This is a genomic window from Neobacillus niacini (genome assembly GCF_031457145.1).
GTDB lineage: Bacteria > Bacillota > Bacilli > Bacillales > Cytobacillaceae > Neobacillus > Neobacillus niacini_J.
The window spans coordinates 1-22,526 of sequence record NZ_JAVDVZ010000017.1; the positions used below are offsets into that span (position 1 = coordinate 1).

Genomic DNA, 22,526 nt, shown 5'->3' on the forward strand with positions numbered 1-22,526 from the left:
AGGACTAATCTTCTGAGGTCTCCTGTTGGATTTGTCCTCAATACCACCGCTTGAGGACTAATCTTCTGAGGTCTCCTGTTGGATTTGTCCTCAATCCCCCGGCTTGAAGACTAATCTTCCGATGTCTCCTGTTGGATTTGTCCTCAATACCACCTCTTGAGGACTAATCTTCTGAGGTCTCCTGTTGGATTTGTCCTCAATACCCCGGCTTGAGGACTAATCTTCTGAGGTCTCCTCTGGATTAGTCCTCAATACCCCGGCTTGAGGACTAATCTTCTGAGGTCTCCTGCTGGATTTGTCCTCAATACCACCGCTTGAGGACTAATCTTCTGAGGTCTCCTGTTGGATTTGTCCTCAATCCCCCGGCTTGAGGCGTATTAATAAAAAAAGAGACGAATTACCATTCTACACCCTTTGTCTCGAGGGCTTTTCGTAATCTTTTAAGGGCTTGGTTATGAAGTTGAGAGATGCGGGATTTGTGTAATCCAAAGACTTTACTTACGTCCGTAAAGCTTAAGTTCTCAAAGTAGACTAATGCCAAAATCAGTTTCTCTCTTTCTGGCAATGTATCAATGAGCTCAGCTAATATTTTTTTTCGTTCCTTTGCCTCTAGCCATTCATCCTGCTTAATAGATTTGTTGTCCTCAATTTGTTGAACCGCCGCGTTTTCTTCCAAGCTTTTCGGTTCATCTAACGAGTCTTGATATATAAAGGAAAGCTGTAATTGTGTTTGTTCATATTCCTTCATGCTTATACCCATATGTTCACTAACTTCTTGCGGCGTGGGGCGTCGCATGTAAGACTGCTCTAATGTCTCTAAGGCATGCCGGTAAGTTTTCTCTTTTTTTCTTAATGTACGGGAAACATGGTCATTTTGCCGTATTCCATCCAGAATTTCGCCGCGAATCCGCTGAGCGGCATAGGTTTCAAATTTGATTCCTTGGGTAGGATCAAATTTCCTGCCTGCATCCCACAAACCGGTCATTCCAAATGAAATTAGATCGTTTTCATCCGCCGCATCAGATAGGCTCCTTTTCATATGCCTAACAACCTTATGAACCAATGGAATATATTGATCCACTGCCTCTTCCACATTCCAATTCACTATATATTCCCCTTTCCCATTGCATCCTCTTGTTCGAATACAACACAAAACATTAAGACCTTAGCAATCTAGAAAAATTACGAATGAACCCTTTTATGCCTTTGTTTTCTTGTTGAACTTGGGTACCTGCCACAAATCTATCAGCTAAATTCTTTAGCGCCAATGAAGCGGCAGAGCGTGGAAAAGCGGAATAAAAAGGAACTTGTTTCAATACTGCTTGCATCACAGCAGAGTCGTCTGGAATCGCTCCAAAAATCTTTATTTCTTTATTTAAAAAGGATTGAACAGCCAACTTGAATTTACTCGCAACCTCAATTCCTTCTTTTTGGCGTGAAACCCGATTTACCACTAAGTGAAACGAAAGCGCAGGATTTTGGCTATGTAATATTTTTATTACAGAATAAGCGTCTGCAATTGCAGTCGGTTCAGGCGTTGTAAGGAGGATAATATCGTCAGCTGACAAATGGCATTGTTGGGATTCAACGGTTAATCCTGCACCCGTATCAATCAGAATAATATCAGCATACCCATGGAGTTTTTCTAACTCCTGAAAAAAATACTGTCTCTCCTCATCCTGTAAGTGGAGAAGTTGCTGAAATCCAGAACCCCCAGCAATATATTCCAACCCGCTTGGTCCTTTTTCTAATACACTCCATATACTTTTCCGTTCTCGAATCATATCCCACAAGTGGTGCTTTGGGGTCGTCCCCATAAGAATATCTAAATTTGCCATGCCAATATCGAGATCGATCACAACCACTTTTTTTCGCAGCTCCATTAAACTAAGCGCAAAGCTTAAAGTGAAGTTCGATTTCCCTACGCCGCCCTTACCGGAGCATATCGTGACTACTCGGGAAGTCCGCTCATGACTAACTAGTGAGTTAGATAATTGTCTTAATTGGTATGCTTGATCCTGATTCATTCTCATCTACTCCTAGAATCTTTTTTGCCATAAAAAGGGGGTCTGCCAGCATGATATCCTGTGGAACTCCTTGTCCAAAGCTCAAATAGGATAAAGGATACGGATAGTGATAGACCATATTAAGAGCTACACCGTAGCAGCTCGTTTCATCCCATTTTGTTAAAATAAGCTTGTCGATGGGGACGGATTTCATTTGATCAACGATTTTTCGCATATCTCTCCACCGAGTCGTCATACTGAGAACTAAATAATTTTCCTGTGGGGCATCATTGTGTAAATATGTATTGATTTCTTCAATATATTCATCCTCTAAATAATTTCGGCCGGCACTATCCATAAAAACCATTTGACAGCCTTTCAATGCTTCCATAGACTTTTGCAAATCGTCAGGATTTGCAACTACTTCTAACGGGATATTCAAAATCCCCGCGTAGGTTTTTAACTGCTCCACAGCAGCAATCCGGTACGTATCTGTCGTTAACAATCCAACCTTCTGCCTTTGCTGAAAAACGCGGGCTGCCGCTAATTTGGCAATCGTTGTTGTTTTCCCCACACCAGTCGGACCTAATAAGGTAATGAGAGACGAACTCGAACCTGTTTCAATTGCTTTTCCTTCCTCGAAAAGCTGCTCTATTATCTCCAAGAAGACTTGCTCAATTTCTGGAGCGGACAGGTTTTGAAGGCTCACATGTATCTTATTTATCTTTTTTATAATATACTCGATCACTTCTTCGTCAACTTCTTGTTCCCTAAGGCGCCGCACCCATTTTTCAACTGCCGTTGGTATGGCTTTCTTTTCATCTCTTACGATTGTACTAATTAATCCCTTCATCTCGGACAGCTCTTTCAGCACTTCATTCTGAGTGTCTTTCGAAGGTTTTTCGACTTCGACAGCCAATTCTACTTGGGTCGACTTTTCGGCAAAATGATCAGCTGCAGCTACCACTTCAACTTGCTTTTTCCGAAATAACCCGAAAAATCCTCCAGTTTTAATCTGTTTCGTATTTAGGATGAACGCTTCTGCCCCTAAATCATGAAAAATCATTGGATATGCTTCTGTTTCACTGTTGACGATGTAGGTTTTTATTATCATAGATTTACCACTCCAACACTCTGCACTTCGACATTTGGTTCCAGCTCGTTATAAGAAAGAATCGGGGTATCCGCTAAAGCTCGTTCCATCATTTGACGAACATACATCCGAATTCCAGCTGATGTTAAGATAATCGGCCTGATTCCCAGTTGTGACATTTGCTCAATCTTTTGCGTAAAAGAATGTATCATTTGATTGCTCGATTCTGGGTCAATCGTGAGGATATCTCCTTGCTCTGTCCTAGAAATCGAATCTGCAAGTTTCTTTTCAATTCCTGCTCCAACCTGAATCGCGTGAACAACGCCGTTCCGTACATACTGAGACGTTAACTGACGGGCCAAGGCCTGTCTCACATATTCCGTTAGGATGTCAGGATTTTTTGTATAGACCGAATAATCAGCAAGTGCCTCAAATATCGAGGTTAGGCTTCTAATCGAAACATTCTCCTTCAACAGCTTTTGTAACACCTTTTGAACATCACCAACAGAAAGGATATTCGGAATTAACTCCTCTACTAAAGACGGCTGGCTCTCTTTCACATGATTAATTAATTGTGTCGTTTCTTCGCGTCCTAAAATTTCATGAGCAAATTTGCGAATGGTTTCTGAAAGATGCGTGCTAACAATCGAAGAAGGGTCGATGACGGTATAGCCAAAAACTTCTGCCTCATCCTTCTTTTCTTCCGTAATCCATAAAGCAGGCAGTCCAAACGTAGGCTCCACCGTTTCCATTCCCTCTATGCCATGTTCCTCATCACTTGGATTTAGCATTAGGAAATGGTCCAAAAGAATCTCACCCTTGGCCACTTCATTCCCTTTAATTTTTATAACGTATTGATTATGGTGAAGCTGGATATTATCTCGAATGCGAATGACCGGAACGACTAATCCCAAATCCAACGCAATTTGCCGGCGAATTGCAACTACCCGATCCAATAAATCCCCGCCTTGATTGACATCTGCGAGCATGATCAAACCAATCCCAAATTCGAATTCAATCGGATCCTCTCTTAATAACGCAAATACATTTTCCGGCTTGCGGACTTCGTCTAACTCTTGCTCTGTTTGTGTACTCTCTATCGCTTCTTCTTGTTTCGTGCGTTTATTTTGAATGTTATATGCCGCAAAAGCGAGCAATCCGGCTATCCCCCAGGTAAGGAAAATGCCAATTGGTGTGACTACTCCCAGCAATGCAATACAACCGGCTACAATATACAACAGGCTCGGATACGCAGACATTTGCTTCGTTAAATCATCACCAAGATTACCTTCAGAAGCTGCTCTCGTTACCATAATCCCTGTTGCAGTAGAAATTAACAGAGCGGGGATCTGACTTACCAGACCATCGCCAACAGATAATAGCGTAAATGTATTGATAGCTTGCGAAAAATCCATCCCGTGCATCGTCATTCCAATGATAAATCCACCAATGATATTAATAATCAGGATAATAATCCCGGCTATCGCATCGCCTTTTACAAATTTACTCGCACCATCCATCGAACCGTAAAAGTCCGCTTCTCGTTCAACTTTGCTTCTTCTTAGACGTGCTTCCTGATCATTGATCATTCCGGTATTTAAATCTGCATCAATACTCATTTGTTTGCCAGGCATAGCATCTAATGTAAAGCGCGCTGCAACCTCTGCTACCCGTTCCGAACCTTTTGTAATCACGATGAATTGAACAATGACCAAGATTAAAAAGACAATAAATCCAACAACCATATTCCCGCCAATGACAAAGTTACCAAATGTTTCAATAACCGCTCCAGCTTTAGCTGTTGAAAGTATCGTCCTGGTGCTTGATACATTCAAGGCAAGACGAAAGAGAGTTGTCAGCAAAAGAAGGGCAGGAAAGATGGAGAAATCAAGCGGTTCTTTTGTGTTCATTGTAATTAATAGAATCATAATCGAGATTGAAAGATTAATAATTAGTAATATATCTAAAAGTATGGTCGGTAATGGGATGACCATCATCGCCACGATCATGATGACGGCGAGTAATACTCCGAGATTTTTTATGCTCACAACACCACCTCCTCTACTTGCTTAAAGTCCCTTTTACTTTATAAACGTAAGCCAGCACTTCCGCTACGGCTTTAAAAAGCTCTTCTGGAATTTCTTCTCCAATCTCAACACTTGCATATAATGTTCTCGCTAAAGGTTTGTTCTCCATGATGACCACCCGATGCTCCTTCGCCACTTCCCTCATTTTAAGTGCTATATAATCAGCACCCTTCGCTACGACGACCGGCACCTTCGTTTTTCCCGCCTCATAAGCAATCGCAACAGCAAAATGCGTTGGATTGGTGACCACTACCTGGGCTTTCGGAATTTCCTGCATCATTCGTGCACTTGAGATTTGTCGTTGTTTTTCCTTAATTTTATGTTTAATTAACGGGTCCCCTTCAGACTTCTTATGTTCGTCTTTAATGTCTTGTTTACTCATGCGCAAATTTTTAGCATGATCAAATCGTTGATAAAACAGATCCGCTGCCCCAAGGACCAGATAAACAGCAGAAATAACCATTCCTAGCTTCACAGTAAGGGAGCCAAGAAACCCAATCATCTTTAGCGGCTCCATTTGCGGCAATTGGAGGAGCACCGTCTTTTGCTGCCAAAGAAACATCGCTGTTACCGTTAAAATGATCGCTAGTTTTAAAATCGATTTAATGAACTCTACCATGGTTCGTGCCGAAAAGAGCCGTTTCGCCCCTTCAACCGGATTGATTTTTTTCAGGTCCATTTTGACAGCCTCAGCGGAAAATAGAAATCCAACCTGCGCTAACGTTGAGACAAAGCCACCCAGCCAGGCTGCCAAGATAACCGGGCCAGCAATGATCACACTATCCTTTAAAAGTGTAATAAATAATAATGATATCGATTGTTCCGTTAAATCCATCACTAACCAATCCGTGAATCCTTGCCGATACATATGTAAGAATCGTTCGGCCATCTGCTCCCCATAAAAGGACAAGAAAGAAAAGGAACATAACAGGACAATGGCATTCGATAAATCGGTACTTTTGGCTACCTGTCCTTTTTTCCTTGCCTCCTGTTTCTTTTGTGGAGTCGCTTTCTCTGTTTTTTCTGCAAATAATTGTAAATCTAATCTTAGGTACATCGTTTAAGCCCCTAGTATTTGCAACATTTGTTCAAAGGAGTGAATCATCGTCTGAACCAGCTTTTCCATTACCGTCAAAAAGACTGGCATGAATATAAATAACACAATAAAATGAGCAACCATTTTGATTGGAATTCCGACAACAAAAAGATTCATTTGCGGAACCGTCTTGGCTAGTATTCCTAACGCAATATCCACCAAAAAAAGAGTTCCGACTATCGGTGAAGCAATTAAAATAGCGATCCAGAACATGTCCCTCACAATCATCAGCGATAATTGAACGAAGTTTTCCGAAACGCCCAAAGGCAGCCAGGCATCGATTGGAATCCAATTGTAACTGGCCAACACCCCTTTAATCAGGATATGATGCCCGTCTATAGACAAAAAAAATAACATCGCTACTATGTAGAAGAACCTTCCTGTGAGATTCTCCTGAATTCCAGTTTGCGGATTAAACATCGTTGCCATCGCAAAACCACTCTGCAAGTCAATAAAGCTTCCAGCCAACTGAACGGCATACAACAAAAGATTTGTAAAAAATCCTAAGCACAGACCTACAAGGACTTCTTTTAAAACAAGCAGAATAAAAACAGAATCCATCTCAATCTTCTGTTCAGGCTGAATCAAGCCAACCACTAGCAAACTGATAAAAAAAGCACCTCCCCATTTGAATGATGCGGGAATTTTCCGCTCCATCCATAACGGTGCGGTAACAAAAAAACAAGTCAAGCGAACAAACACTAACAAAAATAACGGCAAAAGGTTAAGGATACTCATTCCATTACCCTATAAAACGTGTAAGATTTGACAGGATATTCCTTGTGTAATCAACAAGATGAGTAAGCATCCAAGGACCAAAAAACAACAAACTTACAAAAACAGCAATGATTTTTGGAGCAAACGCCAGTGTTTGTTCTTGAATCTGTGTAATGGCTTGGAAAATACTAATAATTAATCCGACCGCCAAGGCAACGCCTAAAACAGGGGCCAAAACGAGTATGGTTAAATAGATTGAGCTTTGCGCAAGCCCCATAATGCTGTCTGGTGTCATAACGTTACTCCTTATTTAAAGCTTACGAACAAAGATTGCACGACCAAGTTCCACCCATCTACTAAAATAAATAAGAGAATTTTAAATGGCAGTGAAATAAGCGACGGCGGAACCATCATCATTCCCATTGCCATCAAAACACTTGCGACAATCATGTCGATAATAATAAACGGGATAAAAATTAAAAAGCCCATTTGGAAAGCAGTTTTGAGTTCACTGATTGCAAAGGCCGGAACCAATGCGGTTAGCGGAATATCTTCAATGGATTCGATATTCTTTGTGTTTCTGTATTCTAAAAAGAGCTGTAAATCACTTTCACGGGTTTGTTTTGCCATAAACTCCTTCATAGGAGCAACCGCTTGATCTAAAGCATCTTCTTGACTTATCTTTCCTTCTAGAAACGGCTGCAGAGCCTGACTGTTCACATCTTGAAATGTGGGTCCCATAACAAAGAAGGTTAAAATGATACTAAGACCCATGATGACTTGGGTCGGCGGCATTTGTTGCGTGCCGAGTGCGGTTCGGACAAAGGATAGAACAATCGCAATCCTCGTAAATGAAGTCATTAAAAGTAGAATACTAGGCGCAACCGATAGGATCGTAAGGAGGAGGATTAACTTTATCGATAAAGCTGTTCCTTCTAAATCTTCCGAGTCTCCCATATCAAAATGAATCCCTGGAATGGAAGTTGTATCTATTTCAGCAAATACAGGATCTTGTCCTAAAAATAAGAGCAAAGGTGTAAGAAGGATTAGTTTTTTCATCCATTCTCCCCCCTTTTTTGTTGGTCAGGGTCGGATTTCTCGGATTTCACTTCTTTTAATTGCTTTAAGAGAAGTTCATCCCACTTTTCCTGTGAGGTCTTCTTAAGCCCGGAACCCCATTTTGTTACCGTATCAATTGGTTTTTCCGCAACGGATTCTAGAAGCCTTCTTTGTTCTTCACCCGGAGGGATGATTCGAATGAGATTCACATCTTCCCCCACACCTAATAGGTATAAGGTATCTCCCACCATTACCATTTGTAAGGATCGATTGTTACCGAGTGAATGCCCGCCTAAAGCATGAAACGGACCCCCTCCAGCGTACATCTTCGTTTTCTTAGATAGGTATTTTAATACTACAAAAAGAAGCAACAAGATTAATAGGAAAGAACCGATAAATTTTAACGCATAAGGGACCACTGAAGCCTTTCTTGGTTCGGGATTTGCTTTTGTTTCAGATTGATCTGCCGGTGATTCTCTTTCGAACTGTTCATACACGCTTCCCTCTTTTGCTTTAGCGACCGATAGTGGTAAAAGGGAAACGAGCAGACAAATCGTTAGAATTCTAATCCATTTTTTCCATGTACACACAAGACTGTCCCTCTTTACTTAAGGCTCTTTTCTTAAACTTTGTTTAACAATCATTACGAAAATAGCCTTACTTGATTTTTTTCTCTCTTTCCTGATCGGAGATCACATCTGTAATCCGGATTGCAAATTTGTCATCCATGACAACTACCTCGCCGACAGCAATCGAATGTTTATTAACCAGCACATCCACGTATTCTCCTGCTAGTTTATTTAAGCCAATAACCGAACCTGTTTGCAGCTGAAGAATTTCGCGAACCGTTTTTTTGGTTCTTCCCAGTTCAAAAGAAACTTGAAGAGACACATCCGTTAATAGCTGTATTTGTTTTTTTCCTGCAGCTGTGGGCGCCTGGTCTGAAAGTGGTGAAAACTGCACCGATTGAACTGCTCCAAAGACTCCGGTCTTCTGTTCCTTCACGTTTGTCCACTCCTTTCAAAAGCGAGTTTCACATGGATAGACGTTGATGAAAATGGCGAATCGCAGCCATTTCATCCATCAGATCCTGCTCGATTTTTTTCTGTTTCTGGACATATTTCTCAAAGGCTTTGTCACGCAAATGATTCCATGTTTTTTCATCTTTTTGCTTGTCTAATAAATCTAGTTTTTTAACTGCAATTTCTTTATCAATCAGATTGATCTGTTCTTCTAACCTAGACATTTTTTCGTTTAAATACGCAAGATACTCATTTCGTTGTTGGATATCAGCAATGGAGGCAATCCCTTTTCCTGTTTCCATCTGTTGTAAAAATAGGTTTCTTTTCTGTTCCAGGAATCGATGTTCTTCCTTGATAACTTCCTTTTTCCTCCCTATCTGTCCCAACTCTACTAAAGCTTGCTCTTTTTCCTTTTCTTTAAGGTTTAAAATATGAATATATGGAAATTGAAAGGTCACAATCGTCCATCCTCCCCAAATTTAGTTAGTAGTTGATCAATGGTCGTTTCTATCGATGGGGATTCATTTGTCCCTTGCTTCACAAATTGATCTATCCATTCCTTTACATCCACAGCCCGGTCAATATCCCTGTCCGTTCCCTTCTTGTAAGCCCCAATTTGAATTAAATCCTCTGCATTTTGATAGACACTTTTATGCTGTTTTAGTATCTCCGCTGCTTGTAAATGTTCACGAGTTACAATCTCACTCATCACACGGCTTACACTTGATAACACATCAATGGCTGGATAAACCCCTTTTCGCGCAAGGTTCCGATCTAAAACGATATGTCCGTCCAAAATTCCGCGAACACTATCGGCAATGGGTTCATTCATATCGTCGCCATCCACCAGTACCGTATAGAAAGCAGTAATACTACCATTTGCATTCGTTCCTGCCCTCTCCAATAACCGTGGCAGCAATGCAAACACGGAGGGAGTATATCCTTTTGTTGCTGGGGGCTCACCAATTGCTAAACCGATTTCCCTTTGTGCCATCGCATAACGCGTGACAGAATCAAGCATTAAATTGACATTCATCCCTTGGTCACGGAAAAACTCAGCTATAGCCGTGGCAATCATGGCTCCCTTAATTCGGATGAGCGCGGGCTGATCGGAAGTCGCTGCGACAACTACTGATTTTTTCAACCCTTCCTCACCTAAGTCCCGTTCAATGAAATCCAATACTTCCCGGCCACGTTCACCTATTAATCCGATGACATTGACATCTGCTTCTGTGTTCCTGGCAATCATGCCAAGAAGGGTACTTTTTCCTACACCGCTGCCTGCAAAAACCCCTACCCTTTGTCCTTTTCCAACGGTTAATAGCCCATCAATCGTTCGAACGCCTACACTCAATGGTTCTGTGATCCTCGGTCTAGTTAAGGGGTTCGGAGGGAGATTATCCGTTCCAGCCTCCAGGAGTCCAGCAGGAAGAGTGCTTCCATCCATCGGATTGCCAAGTCCGTCTAACACTTTACCTAAAAGGTCCATTCCTACCTTAACTGTTAACGGTTTACCAGTTGATACAACATCACAACCCGGTGCAATCGATTGAAGCTCTCCAAGTGGCATCAATAAAACTTTATGATTACGAAATCCTACCACTTCAGCTTTGATTGGCTTCTGCTGTTGCGGGGAGAAGATATGACAGATATCTCCCAGTTTCACATCAGGACCTTGAGACTCAATGGTTAAACCAATCACCTGTGTTACTTTTCCGTTCATTTTGATGGGATTAATGGTTTCTAGCATGTCGAGGTAGGATTTAATATTCCATTTACTCACGTGAATCCTCCTGTTGATAAGCAAGCAGTACTTTTTTGATTTCACTTAGTTGTACATCAATTCTCGCATCGACACTGCCGGATGAGGTTCGAATAATGCATCCGCCCTGCTCGATTGAATAATCAGGAAAAACCTTTATCTCCACCTGCCCGTTGTTCATGGCTAGTAGTTGTTCTCTTTGCTTTTGAACAAATGAGAAATCTTCAGGAGCCACACCAATTGAAATAGAGTCAGTCTCATAAACAGATGACAGCGTCTGTTTAATAATATGGAGTAAAGCGTCTGGATGAGTTTTCAATTCTTGTTGTATCACCTTTTTGGCAATTTCCATCGTCAATTCAATCACAAACGGGTCAGCTTCTTGAATAATAGCCGCTTTTTCTTGATAGGCTTGCTCCAATATATCAGCTGCTTTTTGCAATTGGATTTGATTCTGTTCCTTCGCCAGTTGATTGCCATCCTCAATCCCAAGCTGATAGCCTTCTTCATATCCCCGCCGTTTTTCTTCCTCCAACTGTAAACAAAAACTTTCCTCTTCCCTTGTTCGCCACTCGTTTAATTCTTGTTGTGCGCGTTCCTTTTGCTGCTCTAACTCCAACAGTAATTCTTCTTTTTGAAGATTAACAAATGGTTGCGGCGGCATATCCTCCGCCATTATTTGCCCCCGACTTGGTACACCGACAACTTTTTGACCATTTTTTGCTACAACGTTAAATGCTTTTACGAGTCTAGATGACACGATTCTCTTCCCCATTTCGAGAAATGATGATGACACCGTCTTCCTCTAATTTACGAATGACCGTTACAATTCTGCCTTGCGCATCTTCCACATCTTTCACACGAACTTGCTCATTCGAGTTCAGCAATTCTTCAAGACCCTCTTCACGGCGTTTTGAAATGTTTCGGTAAATGGCATCTTTTACTCCTTGGGTCGTCATTCTTAGCGCCAAATATAGATCCTGATTTTGAACATCCATTAACACTCTCTGAATCGAGCGATGATCCAGATACGCAATATCATCGAACACAAACATCCTCTGTTTAATTTCATTGGCTAATTCAGGGTCCTGGCTCTCCAATGTTTCCAGAATATTTTTTTCCGTTCCACGGTCTACACTACTTAAAATACTGACAATCGAATCAATTCCTTTTTGTGCTTCGTGCTTTTGAGAGCTTGTCATTGTTAACTTTTCTTGTAAAACCTGCTCTACTTGATGAATAACTTCCGGTGAGGCTGTGTCCATCATCGCAATCCGCTTGGCAATTTCAATTTGTCTCTCAGGTGGAAAGGTGGAAAGCGTCGCCGCTGCCTTTTCTGCATCTAAGTAGGATAAAACCAAGGCCACGGTTTGAGCATTTTCATATTGAAGTAAATGAAAAATTTGTGTTTGCTCGACCTGCTGGATAAACTGAAAAGGTCTGTTATTGGTTCGATTGCCCATCCGTTTAAGAAAACCTGCTGCTTTATCCGGACCAAAGGTGCGTTTTAATAATTCTGTTGCCGTATCAATCCCTCCATAAGATACAATATTGGAGTCGACGGCCAGTTGATGGAATTCCCTTATGATTTTCTCTTTTACATCGGAGGTAACCCTGCGCAATTCGGTAATTTCCTTTGTGATACTCTCAATTTCTTTTTCTTCTAAATGCTTCATGATCCCCGCAGAAACATCCGGTCCGACGGAAAGCAATAATATAGCTGCCTTTTGTGTGTTTGTATACTGTTCCATCTGATCGCTCCTTAACGCTAATCCCTTGAAAGCCAATTTCGCAGCAGTCCTACAAATTCTTCCGGCTGTTGCATTGCCATTTGCTCCACTTGCTTTTTAATCGCCACTTTTTCATCTTCCTTTAACTCAACAGGCACAACGGGTGCTTCTTGAAAAATTGGAAATGGATCATCCTCTTCATCCCTTGACTTTCTCCAGCGCAATAAAGTGAATAGGACAATTAATAAAACCAATCCGACAGCACCAATAAGGGCATACTTCCACCAAGCCCATGCTGGGAGGATACTGGATTCCTCCTCTATCTGCGGCATTTCTGCTTTCCCATTAAATTTCTGAGAGAACACGGTAATTTTTGATTGTAGATCTTGATCGGTTAAAGCTGGATTTGAACTTAATGCTGTTCGAACCACATTGGATAGAAGTTGTTGTATATTTTCCTTTGTTGCATTTGTTAAGGATGCAGGATTATCTGGGTCCGGCGGTTCCACACCAACATTGATGGTCAAATCCTCAATTTTATAGGGACTTTGAACAATCTCATTTGTAATTCGATTCACTTCATAGTTCACACGTTTTTCTAATTCTTCAGATGTATTTTCCTGAGATGGGTTCGTACCTGCATATCCGGGAATATCCGTTTCTCCGGTTCCATCCACACCGGCAGCTGTATCTTTCCCACTGTATTTTTTCGAAATCTCTTCGACACTGACGGCAATACCTTCATTTTCAGTTACTGGCTCTACTAAATCCTCACGCGTCTTCACTTGATCAAAATTCAGACGTACAAAAGCTTGAACGAGTACTTTGTCTTGGCCCATAATCGTTCCGAGCATCTGTTGCAGCTCTTTTTGAATATCTGCTTCAATATCTTTCTGAATCTTCCGTTGCTGATCATAGTTATCTAAAGCACCCGCCAATTGCTCCGGCAGGTACAATCCTTGGCCGCCTTGGTCCGTCATGACAATATTTTCTTTAGGAAGGTTCGGAACACTTTTTGAAACTAAATGGTATAAAACTTGAATTTCCTTTGGTTCTAATTCATATCCTGGCTCCAGTTCAATGACTACGGATGCGGAGGCTTGTTCCTTCTCATCCGGTTGGACAAACAAGCTTTCCTGGGGAGTCGTGATCACAACAGCAGCATTTTTAACCCCTTCGACATGCCGCAGCAGATCGGCAACTTCTCCCTGAAGCGCCTCTTTTTCCATCGCATCCAGCTGTCGGTCCGTTGCCCCAAACTGCAAATCCTTAGTCATGTCAAAAAAACTAATGGTACCAGTTTCCGGGAGACCTTTTGAAGCCAATGAAACTAATAAATTATCAACATCTTCCTGTGGCACAAGAATCGTTGTCCCGTTACGATCCAGTTTATAATCCGTAAAGCCTTCTTGATCCAATCCTGCTTTGATATCGCCAATTTCCTTTTGACTCATCTCAGTTGTGAATAATGGGACATAAGTAGATCTTGATAGAAAAAAGATAGAGAGAGACAAAGCCACTATGATAGCGATAAAAATACCAATATATAGAAACTTCCTTTTTTTACTGACCGAATTCCAAAAATATATGTATTTTTCTTTAAAATCACGTATTTGTTGATTCATGCTCACTCCACTATTTCTCTGTAGATTTTACTAGATTTGCATTCTCATCATTTCTTGATAGGCTTCTACCGCTTTGTCTCGTACTTGTGTCGTTAGTGACACGGCAATACTTGCTTTTTGTGCGGCAATAGTGACATCGTGTAAATTAATGGCTTCTCCTTTTGCTAGCGATAGAGACTTCGATTCAAAGTCTTTCACCGCACCATTTGCGTCCTGGATATACTGATTCAGCAGCGACCCAAACGAGGTAGAGGAATCCGTCGTATTTTGAGGCTTATTTATCGTTGGTAAACTATTCGTAAACGCTTGAATACCTGAAATATTCATTATCTATTCCCACCTTATCTTCCAATCTCAAGGGCTTTCACCAGCATTGACTTGCCTGCGTTAAACGCTGTTACATTGGCTTCGTAGGCACGTGTTGTAGCCATTAAATCGACCATTTCCTTTGTTACATCTACATTCGGCATCATGACATAGCCTTGCTCATTGCTGTCAGGATTCGAGGGATCATACACTGCCTGAAAGGGGTTTGTATCTTCTACGATCTTATTTACCTGCACTCCTGAAAGTTCTTTCTGCAGATGATTGGCAAATGATGTGGTTTGATTTGCAGATACTTCTACCATTTTCCTGCGATAGGGGACCCATTCTCCGTTAACAAATTGCCCTCTTGTCGTGTTCGCATTGGCAATATTAGAGGAAACAACATCTAACTTTAAACGATTGGCCGTTAAGGCTGATCCGCTAATTGAAAGAGATTGAAATATCGACATTTTTCTGATCACCTAGCCCTTATCGATGTTTTTAATAAGTTAAACTCTTCATTCAATCCGTATGTTAACGATTGATACCAAATGGTATTTTCACTTAGCTTCGTCATTTCATAATCCAAATCCACGCCATTACCGCTGGTTTGAAAAACGGTAGTGTCCTGTTCCAGCCTAGGAGTAGGAAGACGCGATGTTTCTCCAATCAGGACATGCTTGGCATTGGTACGGTTCCCAATAAACTGGCTCTTTACTTCTTGCTGCAGTAATTCTTCAAAGGATACCTTGGTAGGTTTAAAATAAGGGGTATTTACATTGGCGATATTATTTGAAATGGACTTTTGACGTAATGAGGAGGCATCTAAAGCTCTCGACATAATCCCGATCATCTGATTCATTTTTTCACCCACTTTTATAAAATCTTCTAAACTACAATGATTTCATCGCCTGTGCCCAAGTTGTTTTTAACTCCTGAAACATTCCTTCAATTTCCTTAAGAATTTCGATGTCTTTCGTGATATTCGCTTCAATCAATCTTTGTTTCATATAATCATAGAGAGAAAAAAGTGAGTTTGATGCTTCTATCTCCATGTTTAACGTCACCATGAGCTCCGTAATAATTTCTTGTGTTTTCATAATCAAAGAATGTGCCTTAGCTGGATCCTTTTTCTCAATCGCCAGCTTTGCCTGATTCAGAAACTTCACGCCGCCGTTATAGAGCATGAGTGTCAGCTCTTCTGGTCTTGCCATCATGATTTGATTTCTTTGGTAGATTTCATTTGGATTGATCATCTTTCCGAGTCTCCTTTACTTCTTACTGTCATAAAAAACTCCCTTTGAAACCGTGACCCGATCTTCATACTGACTTTTAAGGTATTGTTCATTTTGTGCGTAACGAACACGCTTGGACAATTTTTTCATTGTTTGTTCCATCTGAATTTGGATTTCCTTTTCAAGGGAAGCAAGTTCTGCGAGCTGCAACTGAATCCTCTCATTCATGAGGACCATTCCTGCTTTAGCATCGAGCTTATTAATAGTAGAAATACAGACTTCTCTCTGTTCAATCAAACCTAGAACCTTATCTTCTTCCCCTTGATTCAAAGCGTTCAATATCGCTTTCGATAGTTCAAAGTAATGCTTTAGCTGTGTTTCTTTTTCCTCTATCATTTTTTCCTCATCCTAATGCCTGTCATAAAGGAGATTGGCAAATTTCCTTTATTCTTACTCCGAAGTGCTCTTCAATGACAACCACTTCACCTTTTGCAATCAACTTGTTATTCACATACACATCAACTGGTTCGCCTGCCATCTTGTCTAACTCGACAATCGACCCACTGGTTAATTCAAGAACTTCGCTAATTTTCTTTTTTGTTCTTCCCAACTCCACGACAATCTCTAAGGGAATATCTAATAGGAGGTCCAAATTCATTTTTTCATTTAGGCTTTGCCCAAAGTTGTCTGAAGCAAGCTCAGTAAACTGAAACGGTTCATTGATTTCACTCTGTTTGCTGTTCCCAAGAAGTGCATCCATTTCATCTTGTGTGAGTTTCCCCTGTTCAATCATTTTTGCCTTCTCCTTCTATCAAGTGCTCAATCTTAACGGCAACTCTTGACTTCTTAGTTCCCGGATGGGCTAAGAACTTCATTTCTTCATTTACCCTTACTTGCAGCGGCTCATCTACCAATTGGTTTAATTGAATGACATCATTTACATTTAAGCCAAGGATTTCTTCCATTGTAATCGTCGCCCGCCCTAGCTCCGTTATAACAGGAACAATTAAATGCTCAATCCGTTCTTGTAAAAATTCACTTTCTTCCTTGTTTTTCACCCATTTTCCATGACCGTACCAATTATGGGAGGATAACTTTGGAATAAACGGCTCTAACAATATGTATGGAATACAAAGATGCATAGTTTCTTCCACTTTTCCAATGGTTAGTTGGAAAGCAATGACGATAACCGTCTCCGTCGGGATTCCCAATTGTAAAAACTGGGGATTCGTTTCCATGTTCAAATACCTAAGCGGGAGCACCGTAATATCACTCCAGGCCTTCTGCAGGTTTTGAGCAACCCCCTCTAACAAACGCTTTAATACATTCGATTCGATTGGAGTTAAGGCAGACCGTCCCCATTCCTCTACCGTTCCGTTGCCGCCTAAAAGTCGATCAATCATGACAAAGGCCATTTCAGGATTTAAATCCATCGCCATTCGGATCCCCTGTTCACCCGATTCAAATACACTTAATATCGTGGTGTCCGGCAGCTGGTTAATAAATTCCTCATACAGCATTTGTTCAACCGTAGTGACCTCTACTTGGACAAACGAACGTAACTCAGATGAAATGAAGGATGCAAGCTGATAAGCAAAATTCTCATGGATTCTCGTCAGCACCCGCACCTGCTCCATCGATAACCGCAATGCTTTTTTAAAATCATATACTTTCAAATTGGTAGAAATATCGCCAATTTGCGAATTTGAAACACGATAGTCCATTCAATCACACCTCTCCCTTCCGAACTAATTGTAAAAAAGCAACAAAAAAAAGACGAGACTACTCCGAAGAATAGTCTCGTCCATAGCTAAATAAACTAATAGATTAGGACAATCTATATTTTCGGTAACTGGCTGGCATACTGTTTTCACAATTTAGCCCCTATAGCTTTGCGTCCCTGAGTTTCCTCAGATTTGCCTTTTTCGTTTTTTTAAGATTAATTACAAAAAAAAGCATAACATTACAATTATTAATTTTCAAATATATTTTGTAGAATACCCCCACAAAATGGCGAATTATATCGAACGTTTACAAACATTTAACATTTGTGCTGACTAAATTTATCGAAATATATCAAAATATGTAAAAAAAGAGAGAATATCGCGATTGATATTCTCACATTATCTATTATCTTTTTAAATTCACTAATTCTTCCAATATTTGATCTGAAACTGTGATAATTTTGGCATTCGCTTGGAATCCACGCTGGGCGGTAATCATCTCGGTTAGTTCTTCGGATAAATCAACATTGGACATTTCGAGTGCCCCTGAGATAATTTGTGCATTGCTTCCTTTAGTGAGAAGCGCTGCAATGGGATCTGCACCCGGAGTTACATCCGCAACTGCATTAGGTGTTAATGAATATAAGGATCCGCCTTCTTTTAATAGACCCTTCGGATTGTCGACCGTTACAGTTGCAATTGTGTTCAAGGATTTTTCGCTAGTCCCATCCGATTTGACTCCAATAATGTAACCATTCGCATCAATGGAAAAATCGATGTAGGTAGTTCCAAGTGGGATGTTAATTGTATTTCCACCTTGATCCAAGACAAACATCCCGTTCTGATTGACCAAATTGTTGTCGCTGTCTAATGAAAAATTCCCGGCTCTTGTTAAAAAAGGGTTTTGTGCGGAATCCTCAACAACAAAAAATGCGTCCCCATCAAGATAAAGATCTGTGCCGATATTCGTTGTGGTCGGACTTCCCGGTGTGTGAAGAGTATCAATACTGCCAACTCTTGTTCCTAAGCCCACCTGAATTGGGTTTATCCCACCTGATAGCGGCGTTGCACCTGCTGTTTGCGTTGGGCCTGTTGCCCCTTTAACTGTCTGACTGAATATATCTTCAAATACGACCCGGCCTTTTTTAAAACCTACTGTATTAACGTTCGCGATATTGTTACCAATGACATCTAATTTTGTTTGAAAACCTTTCAGTCCGGATACCCCTGAATTTAATGAACGAAGCATGTGTTTGTTCCTCCTCTTATTGATTCATTTCCATCGAATGAATTGAACTTGATAGAATTTCTTGGTCACCGATTTTATAGTAAACTTGATTATTCTTATAATTAATCCCTGTAACCGTGCCGCTCTCTTGCATTTTGGTTTCTGGGTTTGTCCAGGTAACTTTATTCCCAAGAACATAAGAATATTGACTTAGGTTATTGCTTGAATCCAAGTAGGCTGTCAGTGAGTTATTCAAGTTTGAAAGCTGCTCTAATACGCTTAACTGGGCCATTTGTGCCACGAATTCCCCGTCTTTCTGCGGTTGTGTCGGATCTTGTTGCTGAAGCTGCGTAACTAATATTTTTAAAAATGCTTCTTTTCCCAGTTCCTGCTTTGGCTGGGTGCTCGTTGTTGGTGCTGAGTAGGAATTAATCGTATTGATGAATGTCATCGTTTTTTCCTCCCTTACACGGTTGTATTAATTTGTGAAACCCATCCAATGTCTATTATGTAATCGCGATACTCCTCTTGTGTTGGCAGTTGAACTGGTTCACTACGCTTTCGTGAATCCTGCTGACCGGGTCTTCCATTCGAATCTCCCTTTTGAGAGAAAGCTCCCATAAAGTTTAAATTTGTGGAGGTTTGCTGTGTAATATCAATCTTTCCGACTTGCAAACCTTGTGTTTCTAGTGCTGAGCGTAACGCTTGGACATGCGATTCAAGCAATTCCTTTCCTAAAGGAGTACTGGTAAGAAATTCAGCTGTCAGCTGTCCATCCTGAATCGTTACCTTAACATCGACCTTTCCTAAATGCTCAGGTGCAAGAGTAAATGCAGCCTCCATTCCATCTTCCATTCCTGTTACATTTATCGACGATATCAAAAACCTCGCTACTTCTTGATCAAATTGGTTAGCATGTACGGTTTGAGTAGTAGGTTTTACCTTCTCACTTGAAATAATCGGCTGATTTGTCGGCGATGAATTGACCATGGTAAAAAAATCCGCCGGAGAGTTTTTGCTTGTTTGCGATTCTCTCTGCGATTCATTTTGCCCTGAATCCTCACTATTTTGTATTAATCCTTCTAAATCTTTAACCACTTGTTCTGTAGCTGTTCCAGTTCCTTCTTTTACATGGAGAAATGTTGCAGCGTCCAGCTTTATTTCTCCTGTTTTTTCAGCTGATGTCATCGGCTCTTTTACGAACGATTCAGGCACGGGGGAATTTACTACTTGTTTCGCTAATATTGGTGCGCCTTGCGCCTGTGCAAAGGAGGGAATTTCTAATGACATATGCTTGAGAACAGGTTCCATTAAAGGATTCTGCTGTAGAATAAGAGGCAGGTTAACCAACCCCAATGACTCTGCATCCTCTTCTTCCGTTTGTCCAATAAGTTTCAACAATGCATCAAAACCAGTAGCCTGTTCTCCCTCTTTCACTGCCATTTTGCCTGTTTGACTAATACCGTTCATTTGTATTCCTGAAAGCTGAATCATGTTCTGCCACCTACAATTCCTAATCTTTCCTTTATATAAATGGCACCCATTAAGCGAGATTACTCCCTGTCGTTAGGGTATCAAAGTAGCGCTGAACACCTGTTACCCAGTGATTATTAAGTTGAGTTGGGTCATTAGCCGCGCCGATTGGTGCATACTTTGCCCCAATTTGAGCAATGGTTAATTTTCCTTTATCTAAATAGTTTTGACGGAGGTTACGGGCCATATCAAAAATGCTCTCTTCAATGGATGAATAGGTTTTTAAACCGTTTTTCCCCATCATCCCTGCCACATTAAATTTAAAGCGAGCCGCGTTAGACGTTCCGTTACCCGTTTCATGGATTGAGATGGCTGCCAGAAGAGCAGGATCGATGTCATACTTTTTACCAGCCTCGGCAAAAAAGTGACCTGTATTCTGCAAAACTCCCTTGAGATGAGAATTAAGATCGTCCCCACCAGTTTTTGTAGGAGTAAGGGAAGTAGTTTGCAAAGTCCCCACTTCTGGCTTAGAAACAAACGAGTTCAAACTACTAAGGAGCAGAGATGAAATATCTAGATTACTAGTCGATTTCTGATTCATTTCGGTTTGCAGCAAAACTTGTTCAAGCAATTGCTCAAAGGAATTCTTTGTTAGACCTGATAGATTCGAAAGATTACTTTGCCCGAGGCGCGAAGTATCCATAATGGTTTTTTGAAGTAGCCAATTACTAGACAATGATCCAATATTCATAGCCTACATACCCCCGCCCATTTGCTGGGATAACCACGAACTTTGTGAATTAAACCGAGCCATTGCCTGCTCCATTGCTGCAAATTGGCGATAGTATTGTCCTTCTTTACGATACAACTTCTCGGTTTGCCGAGTAATATCCATTTGCGTGTTCGATAATAACTTTCCAATAATACTTTGGTCATATTGGTTATTCCCTGTATAACCCGCTTTATTGGTCAACTCTTTAATCCCGTCCTGTAAAGTCTCGGAAATTTGATTGATAACCCCACTTGTCCCTTTACTTGCATCTCCAAGTTGTGAAAACAGTTTTTCAACTGCATCAGGATCCGCTTGAATGGCCTCTCTTAATTTTGTTTCATCCACATAAAGTTTACCTTTGTCCTGATAGCTTTTAGATGATATCCCGATTGACGAAAGTGAATTGTAGGAACTGCCATTATCGACAATAGAAGTCATCGCACTGCGCATTTTCGTAACCAACCCAGATAGAATTCTGTCACTGCGAAGAAGACCACTTTTCGCTTTTTCCTCCCACATTTCAATTTGTTTCTCACTCATCTCACTTTTCTGGTCTTCTAAAAGAGGCAGGTAATCCCTATAAACAGGGTCACTTACCGCCTTATTTATTTTTTCTAGTAATCCATTATATTGATCAACAAATTCTTTAACATTTTTAATGACTCCATCGGTGTTTTGCGAAACAGTAACCATGCTTGCTCCGATGGTTGGACTTTTAAAGGAAAAATTAATTCCCATGATGGTCGCTTGATTTGATGTTAAGGTCGTAATTTCATTTCCATTAAAAATGACATTGGCATTTTGACCTGTTGCAACTAAGTTTGTTGTGTTTAGACCAAGTGTATTTTTCAAGAATGCCTGACTCTCAGCACTTGTATTCATACTTAAGTCAATTTTGGTGCCAGCTCCAGTTTCCTTTGTTTTTAACGTAAATTGTTGTAAGGTTGGATCATAAAAAGCTTGCAGTCCTAAGCTTTTCCCCGTACTGTCCTTGGCACCATTTATCTTAGCCACTACATCATTGATCGTATCTGTCGTTTTAACATCGATGGTGACCGATTGAAGGGCCGCTGGATTTTTCGGGTCATTATATACATTTATTGCAATCAAAGTATCCGTTGTTAGTTGGCCTGTCCCTTGAACAGAATTTCCAAGTGTCTTTGTTGGATCTAAGCTTACTTTATCTCCAATAAAAGTGGCTGAACCTGCCAATTGTTTCACTTCTACTGAATAGGTACCAGCTAGGGAACTGCCAGAAGCAGATGCCGAAACCGAATTCTCTTGGCTTGAAGTGACATCAAACGTATTATAGGTTTTTGATAGACTCATATTTAAAATCGTATTCGACCGAAACGCTAACAAATCCGCATTCCATTGCCGATATGTATCGCTTAACCATGTTTGCTTTTGTTGGTTTTGTTTCAGTTTATTTAGCGATATACTCTCGGCATTCATCAGCTTTTTAACAATCGAGTCTGTATCCATTCCTGAAGCAAACCCTGTTAACCTAGTGGTAGAGGAAGAATTCACTGCTAGTCACCTCACATAAATATAATCTCTTTTGTAGTATCGGCATGTTATATAAAAAGTA

The 22,526-nt window shown here is 40.8% G+C and carries 26 protein-coding genes, 1 pseudogene and 1 riboswitch; all 27 genes and pseudogenes read right to left on the bottom strand.

Annotation, left to right across the window (positions count from 1 at the left end):
- Positions 1-397: 397 nt before the first annotated feature.
- Positions 398-1,105, bottom strand: a complete 708-nt coding sequence (locus J2Y03_RS25295) for a sigma-70 family RNA polymerase sigma factor (RefSeq protein WP_165903200.1) — start codon at positions 1,103-1,105, stop codon at positions 398-400.
- Positions 1,106-1,157: 52 nt separating this feature from the next.
- Positions 1,158-2,027 (bottom strand): MinD/ParA family protein, encoded by an 870-nt coding sequence (locus tag J2Y03_RS25300; RefSeq protein WP_310199641.1) that lies wholly within the window; start codon positions 2,025-2,027, stop codon positions 1,158-1,160.
- Positions 1,987-3,120 carry a flagellar biosynthesis protein FlhF gene (flhF, locus tag J2Y03_RS25305; RefSeq protein WP_310199643.1) on the bottom strand — a complete coding sequence of 378 codons (1,134 nt, stop codon included), beginning with the start codon at positions 3,118-3,120 and terminating at the stop codon, positions 1,987-1,989. The genes J2Y03_RS25300 and flhF overlap by 41 nt, the downstream gene beginning before the upstream one ends.
- Positions 3,117-5,147, bottom strand: a complete 2,031-nt coding sequence (gene flhA, locus J2Y03_RS25310; RefSeq protein WP_132095129.1) for a flagellar biosynthesis protein FlhA — start codon at positions 5,145-5,147, stop codon at positions 3,117-3,119. The genes flhF and flhA overlap by 4 nt, the downstream gene beginning before the upstream one ends.
- Positions 5,148-5,160: 13 nt before the next feature.
- The gene (flhB, locus tag J2Y03_RS25315; protein ID WP_310199646.1) at positions 5,161-6,243 is read right to left on the bottom strand and encodes a flagellar biosynthesis protein FlhB; all 1,083 of its coding nucleotides are present in this window, start codon (positions 6,241-6,243) and stop codon (positions 5,161-5,163) included.
- 3 nt (positions 6,244-6,246) lie between these two features.
- Positions 6,247-7,020 (bottom strand): flagellar biosynthetic protein FliR, encoded by a 774-nt coding sequence (fliR, locus tag J2Y03_RS25320; RefSeq protein ID WP_310199648.1) that lies wholly within the window; start codon positions 7,018-7,020, stop codon positions 6,247-6,249.
- Positions 7,021-7,024: 4 nt separating this feature from the next.
- Positions 7,025-7,294 (bottom strand): flagellar biosynthesis protein FliQ, encoded by a 270-nt coding sequence (gene fliQ / locus J2Y03_RS25325; protein WP_045518430.1) that lies wholly within the window; start codon positions 7,292-7,294, stop codon positions 7,025-7,027.
- A gap of 11 nt (positions 7,295-7,305) precedes the next feature.
- Positions 7,306-7,956 carry a flagellar type III secretion system pore protein FliP gene (gene fliP / locus J2Y03_RS25330; RefSeq protein ID WP_310199829.1) on the bottom strand — a complete coding sequence of 217 codons (651 nt, stop codon included), beginning with the start codon at positions 7,954-7,956 and terminating at the stop codon, positions 7,306-7,308.
- 98 nt (positions 7,957-8,054) lie between these two features.
- The gene (locus J2Y03_RS25335) at positions 8,055-8,648 is read right to left on the bottom strand and encodes a flagellar biosynthetic protein FliO (RefSeq protein ID WP_310199651.1); all 594 of its coding nucleotides are present in this window, start codon (positions 8,646-8,648) and stop codon (positions 8,055-8,057) included.
- A 67-nt stretch (positions 8,649-8,715) separates the two neighbouring features.
- Positions 8,716-9,063, bottom strand: coding sequence for a flagellar motor switch protein FliN (gene fliN / locus J2Y03_RS25340; protein ID WP_310199652.1), 348 nt, complete (start codon positions 9,061-9,063; stop codon positions 8,716-8,718).
- 28 nt (positions 9,064-9,091) lie between these two features.
- On the bottom strand, positions 9,092-9,538 hold the full coding sequence (fliJ, locus tag J2Y03_RS25345; protein ID WP_310199654.1) for a flagellar export protein FliJ: 447 nt from the start codon (positions 9,536-9,538) through the stop codon (positions 9,092-9,094).
- Entirely contained in the window at positions 9,535-10,830 is a 1,296-nt protein-coding gene (fliI, locus tag J2Y03_RS25350; RefSeq protein WP_310199831.1) for a flagellar protein export ATPase FliI, read from the bottom strand. Before fliI ends, fliJ begins: the two co-directional genes overlap by 4 nt.
- 25 nt (positions 10,831-10,855) lie before the next feature.
- Positions 10,856-11,602 (bottom strand): FliH/SctL family protein, encoded by a 747-nt coding sequence (locus J2Y03_RS25355; RefSeq protein ID WP_310199656.1) that lies wholly within the window; start codon positions 11,600-11,602, stop codon positions 10,856-10,858.
- The gene (gene fliG / locus J2Y03_RS25360; protein WP_132095113.1) at positions 11,592-12,593 is read right to left on the bottom strand and encodes a flagellar motor switch protein FliG; all 1,002 of its coding nucleotides are present in this window, start codon (positions 12,591-12,593) and stop codon (positions 11,592-11,594) included. Before fliG ends, J2Y03_RS25355 begins: the two co-directional genes overlap by 11 nt.
- A gap of 17 nt (positions 12,594-12,610) precedes the next feature.
- Positions 12,611-14,197 (bottom strand): flagellar basal-body MS-ring/collar protein FliF, encoded by a 1,587-nt coding sequence (gene fliF / locus J2Y03_RS25365; protein WP_310199658.1) that lies wholly within the window; start codon positions 14,195-14,197, stop codon positions 12,611-12,613.
- A gap of 30 nt (positions 14,198-14,227) precedes the next feature.
- Complete coding sequence (gene fliE, locus J2Y03_RS25370) at positions 14,228-14,524, bottom strand: flagellar hook-basal body complex protein FliE (RefSeq protein ID WP_310199660.1); 297 nt, start codon at positions 14,522-14,524, stop codon at positions 14,228-14,230.
- 14 nt (positions 14,525-14,538) lie between these two features.
- Entirely contained in the window at positions 14,539-14,973 is a 435-nt protein-coding gene (flgC, locus tag J2Y03_RS25375) for a flagellar basal body rod protein FlgC (protein WP_132095106.1), read from the bottom strand.
- A gap of 8 nt (positions 14,974-14,981) precedes the next feature.
- Positions 14,982-15,365, bottom strand: coding sequence for a flagellar basal body rod protein FlgB (flgB, locus tag J2Y03_RS25380; RefSeq protein WP_310199663.1), 384 nt, complete (start codon positions 15,363-15,365; stop codon positions 14,982-14,984).
- Positions 15,366-15,396: 31 nt separating this feature from the next.
- Complete coding sequence (gene fliS, locus J2Y03_RS25385) at positions 15,397-15,759, bottom strand: flagellar export chaperone FliS (protein WP_132095102.1); 363 nt, start codon at positions 15,757-15,759, stop codon at positions 15,397-15,399.
- A gap of 15 nt (positions 15,760-15,774) precedes the next feature.
- On the bottom strand, positions 15,775-16,134 hold the full coding sequence (locus J2Y03_RS25390; protein ID WP_310199665.1) for a hypothetical protein: 360 nt from the start codon (positions 16,132-16,134) through the stop codon (positions 15,775-15,777).
- Positions 16,135-16,156: 22 nt separating this feature from the next.
- Positions 16,157-16,456: pseudogene (gene fliN, locus J2Y03_RS25395) on the bottom strand (flagellar motor switch protein FliN); the annotation flags it as partial.
- Between the two features lie 67 nt (positions 16,457-16,523).
- Positions 16,524-17,462 carry a flagellar motor switch protein FliM gene (fliM, locus tag J2Y03_RS25400; protein WP_132095097.1) on the bottom strand — a complete coding sequence of 313 codons (939 nt, stop codon included), beginning with the start codon at positions 17,460-17,462 and terminating at the stop codon, positions 16,524-16,526.
- Positions 17,463-17,582: 120 nt separating this feature from the next.
- Positions 17,583-17,669, bottom strand: a riboswitch (cyclic di-GMP riboswitch).
- A gap of 199 nt (positions 17,670-17,868) precedes the next feature.
- Positions 17,869-18,711: a flagellar hook-basal body complex protein gene (locus J2Y03_RS25405; protein ID WP_310199668.1), complete on the bottom strand. Its 843-nt coding sequence runs from the start codon at positions 18,709-18,711 to the stop codon at positions 17,869-17,871.
- Between the two features lie 16 nt (positions 18,712-18,727).
- Positions 18,728-19,141 (bottom strand): flagellar hook capping FlgD N-terminal domain-containing protein, encoded by a 414-nt coding sequence (locus tag J2Y03_RS25410; protein WP_310199670.1) that lies wholly within the window; start codon positions 19,139-19,141, stop codon positions 18,728-18,730.
- A 14-nt stretch (positions 19,142-19,155) separates the two neighbouring features.
- Positions 19,156-20,184 (bottom strand): flagellar hook-length control protein FliK, encoded by a 1,029-nt coding sequence (locus J2Y03_RS25415; protein ID WP_310199672.1) that lies wholly within the window; start codon positions 20,182-20,184, stop codon positions 19,156-19,158.
- Positions 20,185-20,233: 49 nt separating this feature from the next.
- Positions 20,234-20,914, bottom strand: coding sequence for a glucosaminidase domain-containing protein (locus J2Y03_RS25420; RefSeq protein ID WP_310199674.1), 681 nt, complete (start codon positions 20,912-20,914; stop codon positions 20,234-20,236).
- 3 nt (positions 20,915-20,917) lie between these two features.
- The gene (fliD, locus tag J2Y03_RS25425; protein WP_310199676.1) at positions 20,918-22,465 is read right to left on the bottom strand and encodes a flagellar filament capping protein FliD; all 1,548 of its coding nucleotides are present in this window, start codon (positions 22,463-22,465) and stop codon (positions 20,918-20,920) included.
- Between the last annotated feature and the right edge of the window lie 61 nt (positions 22,466-22,526).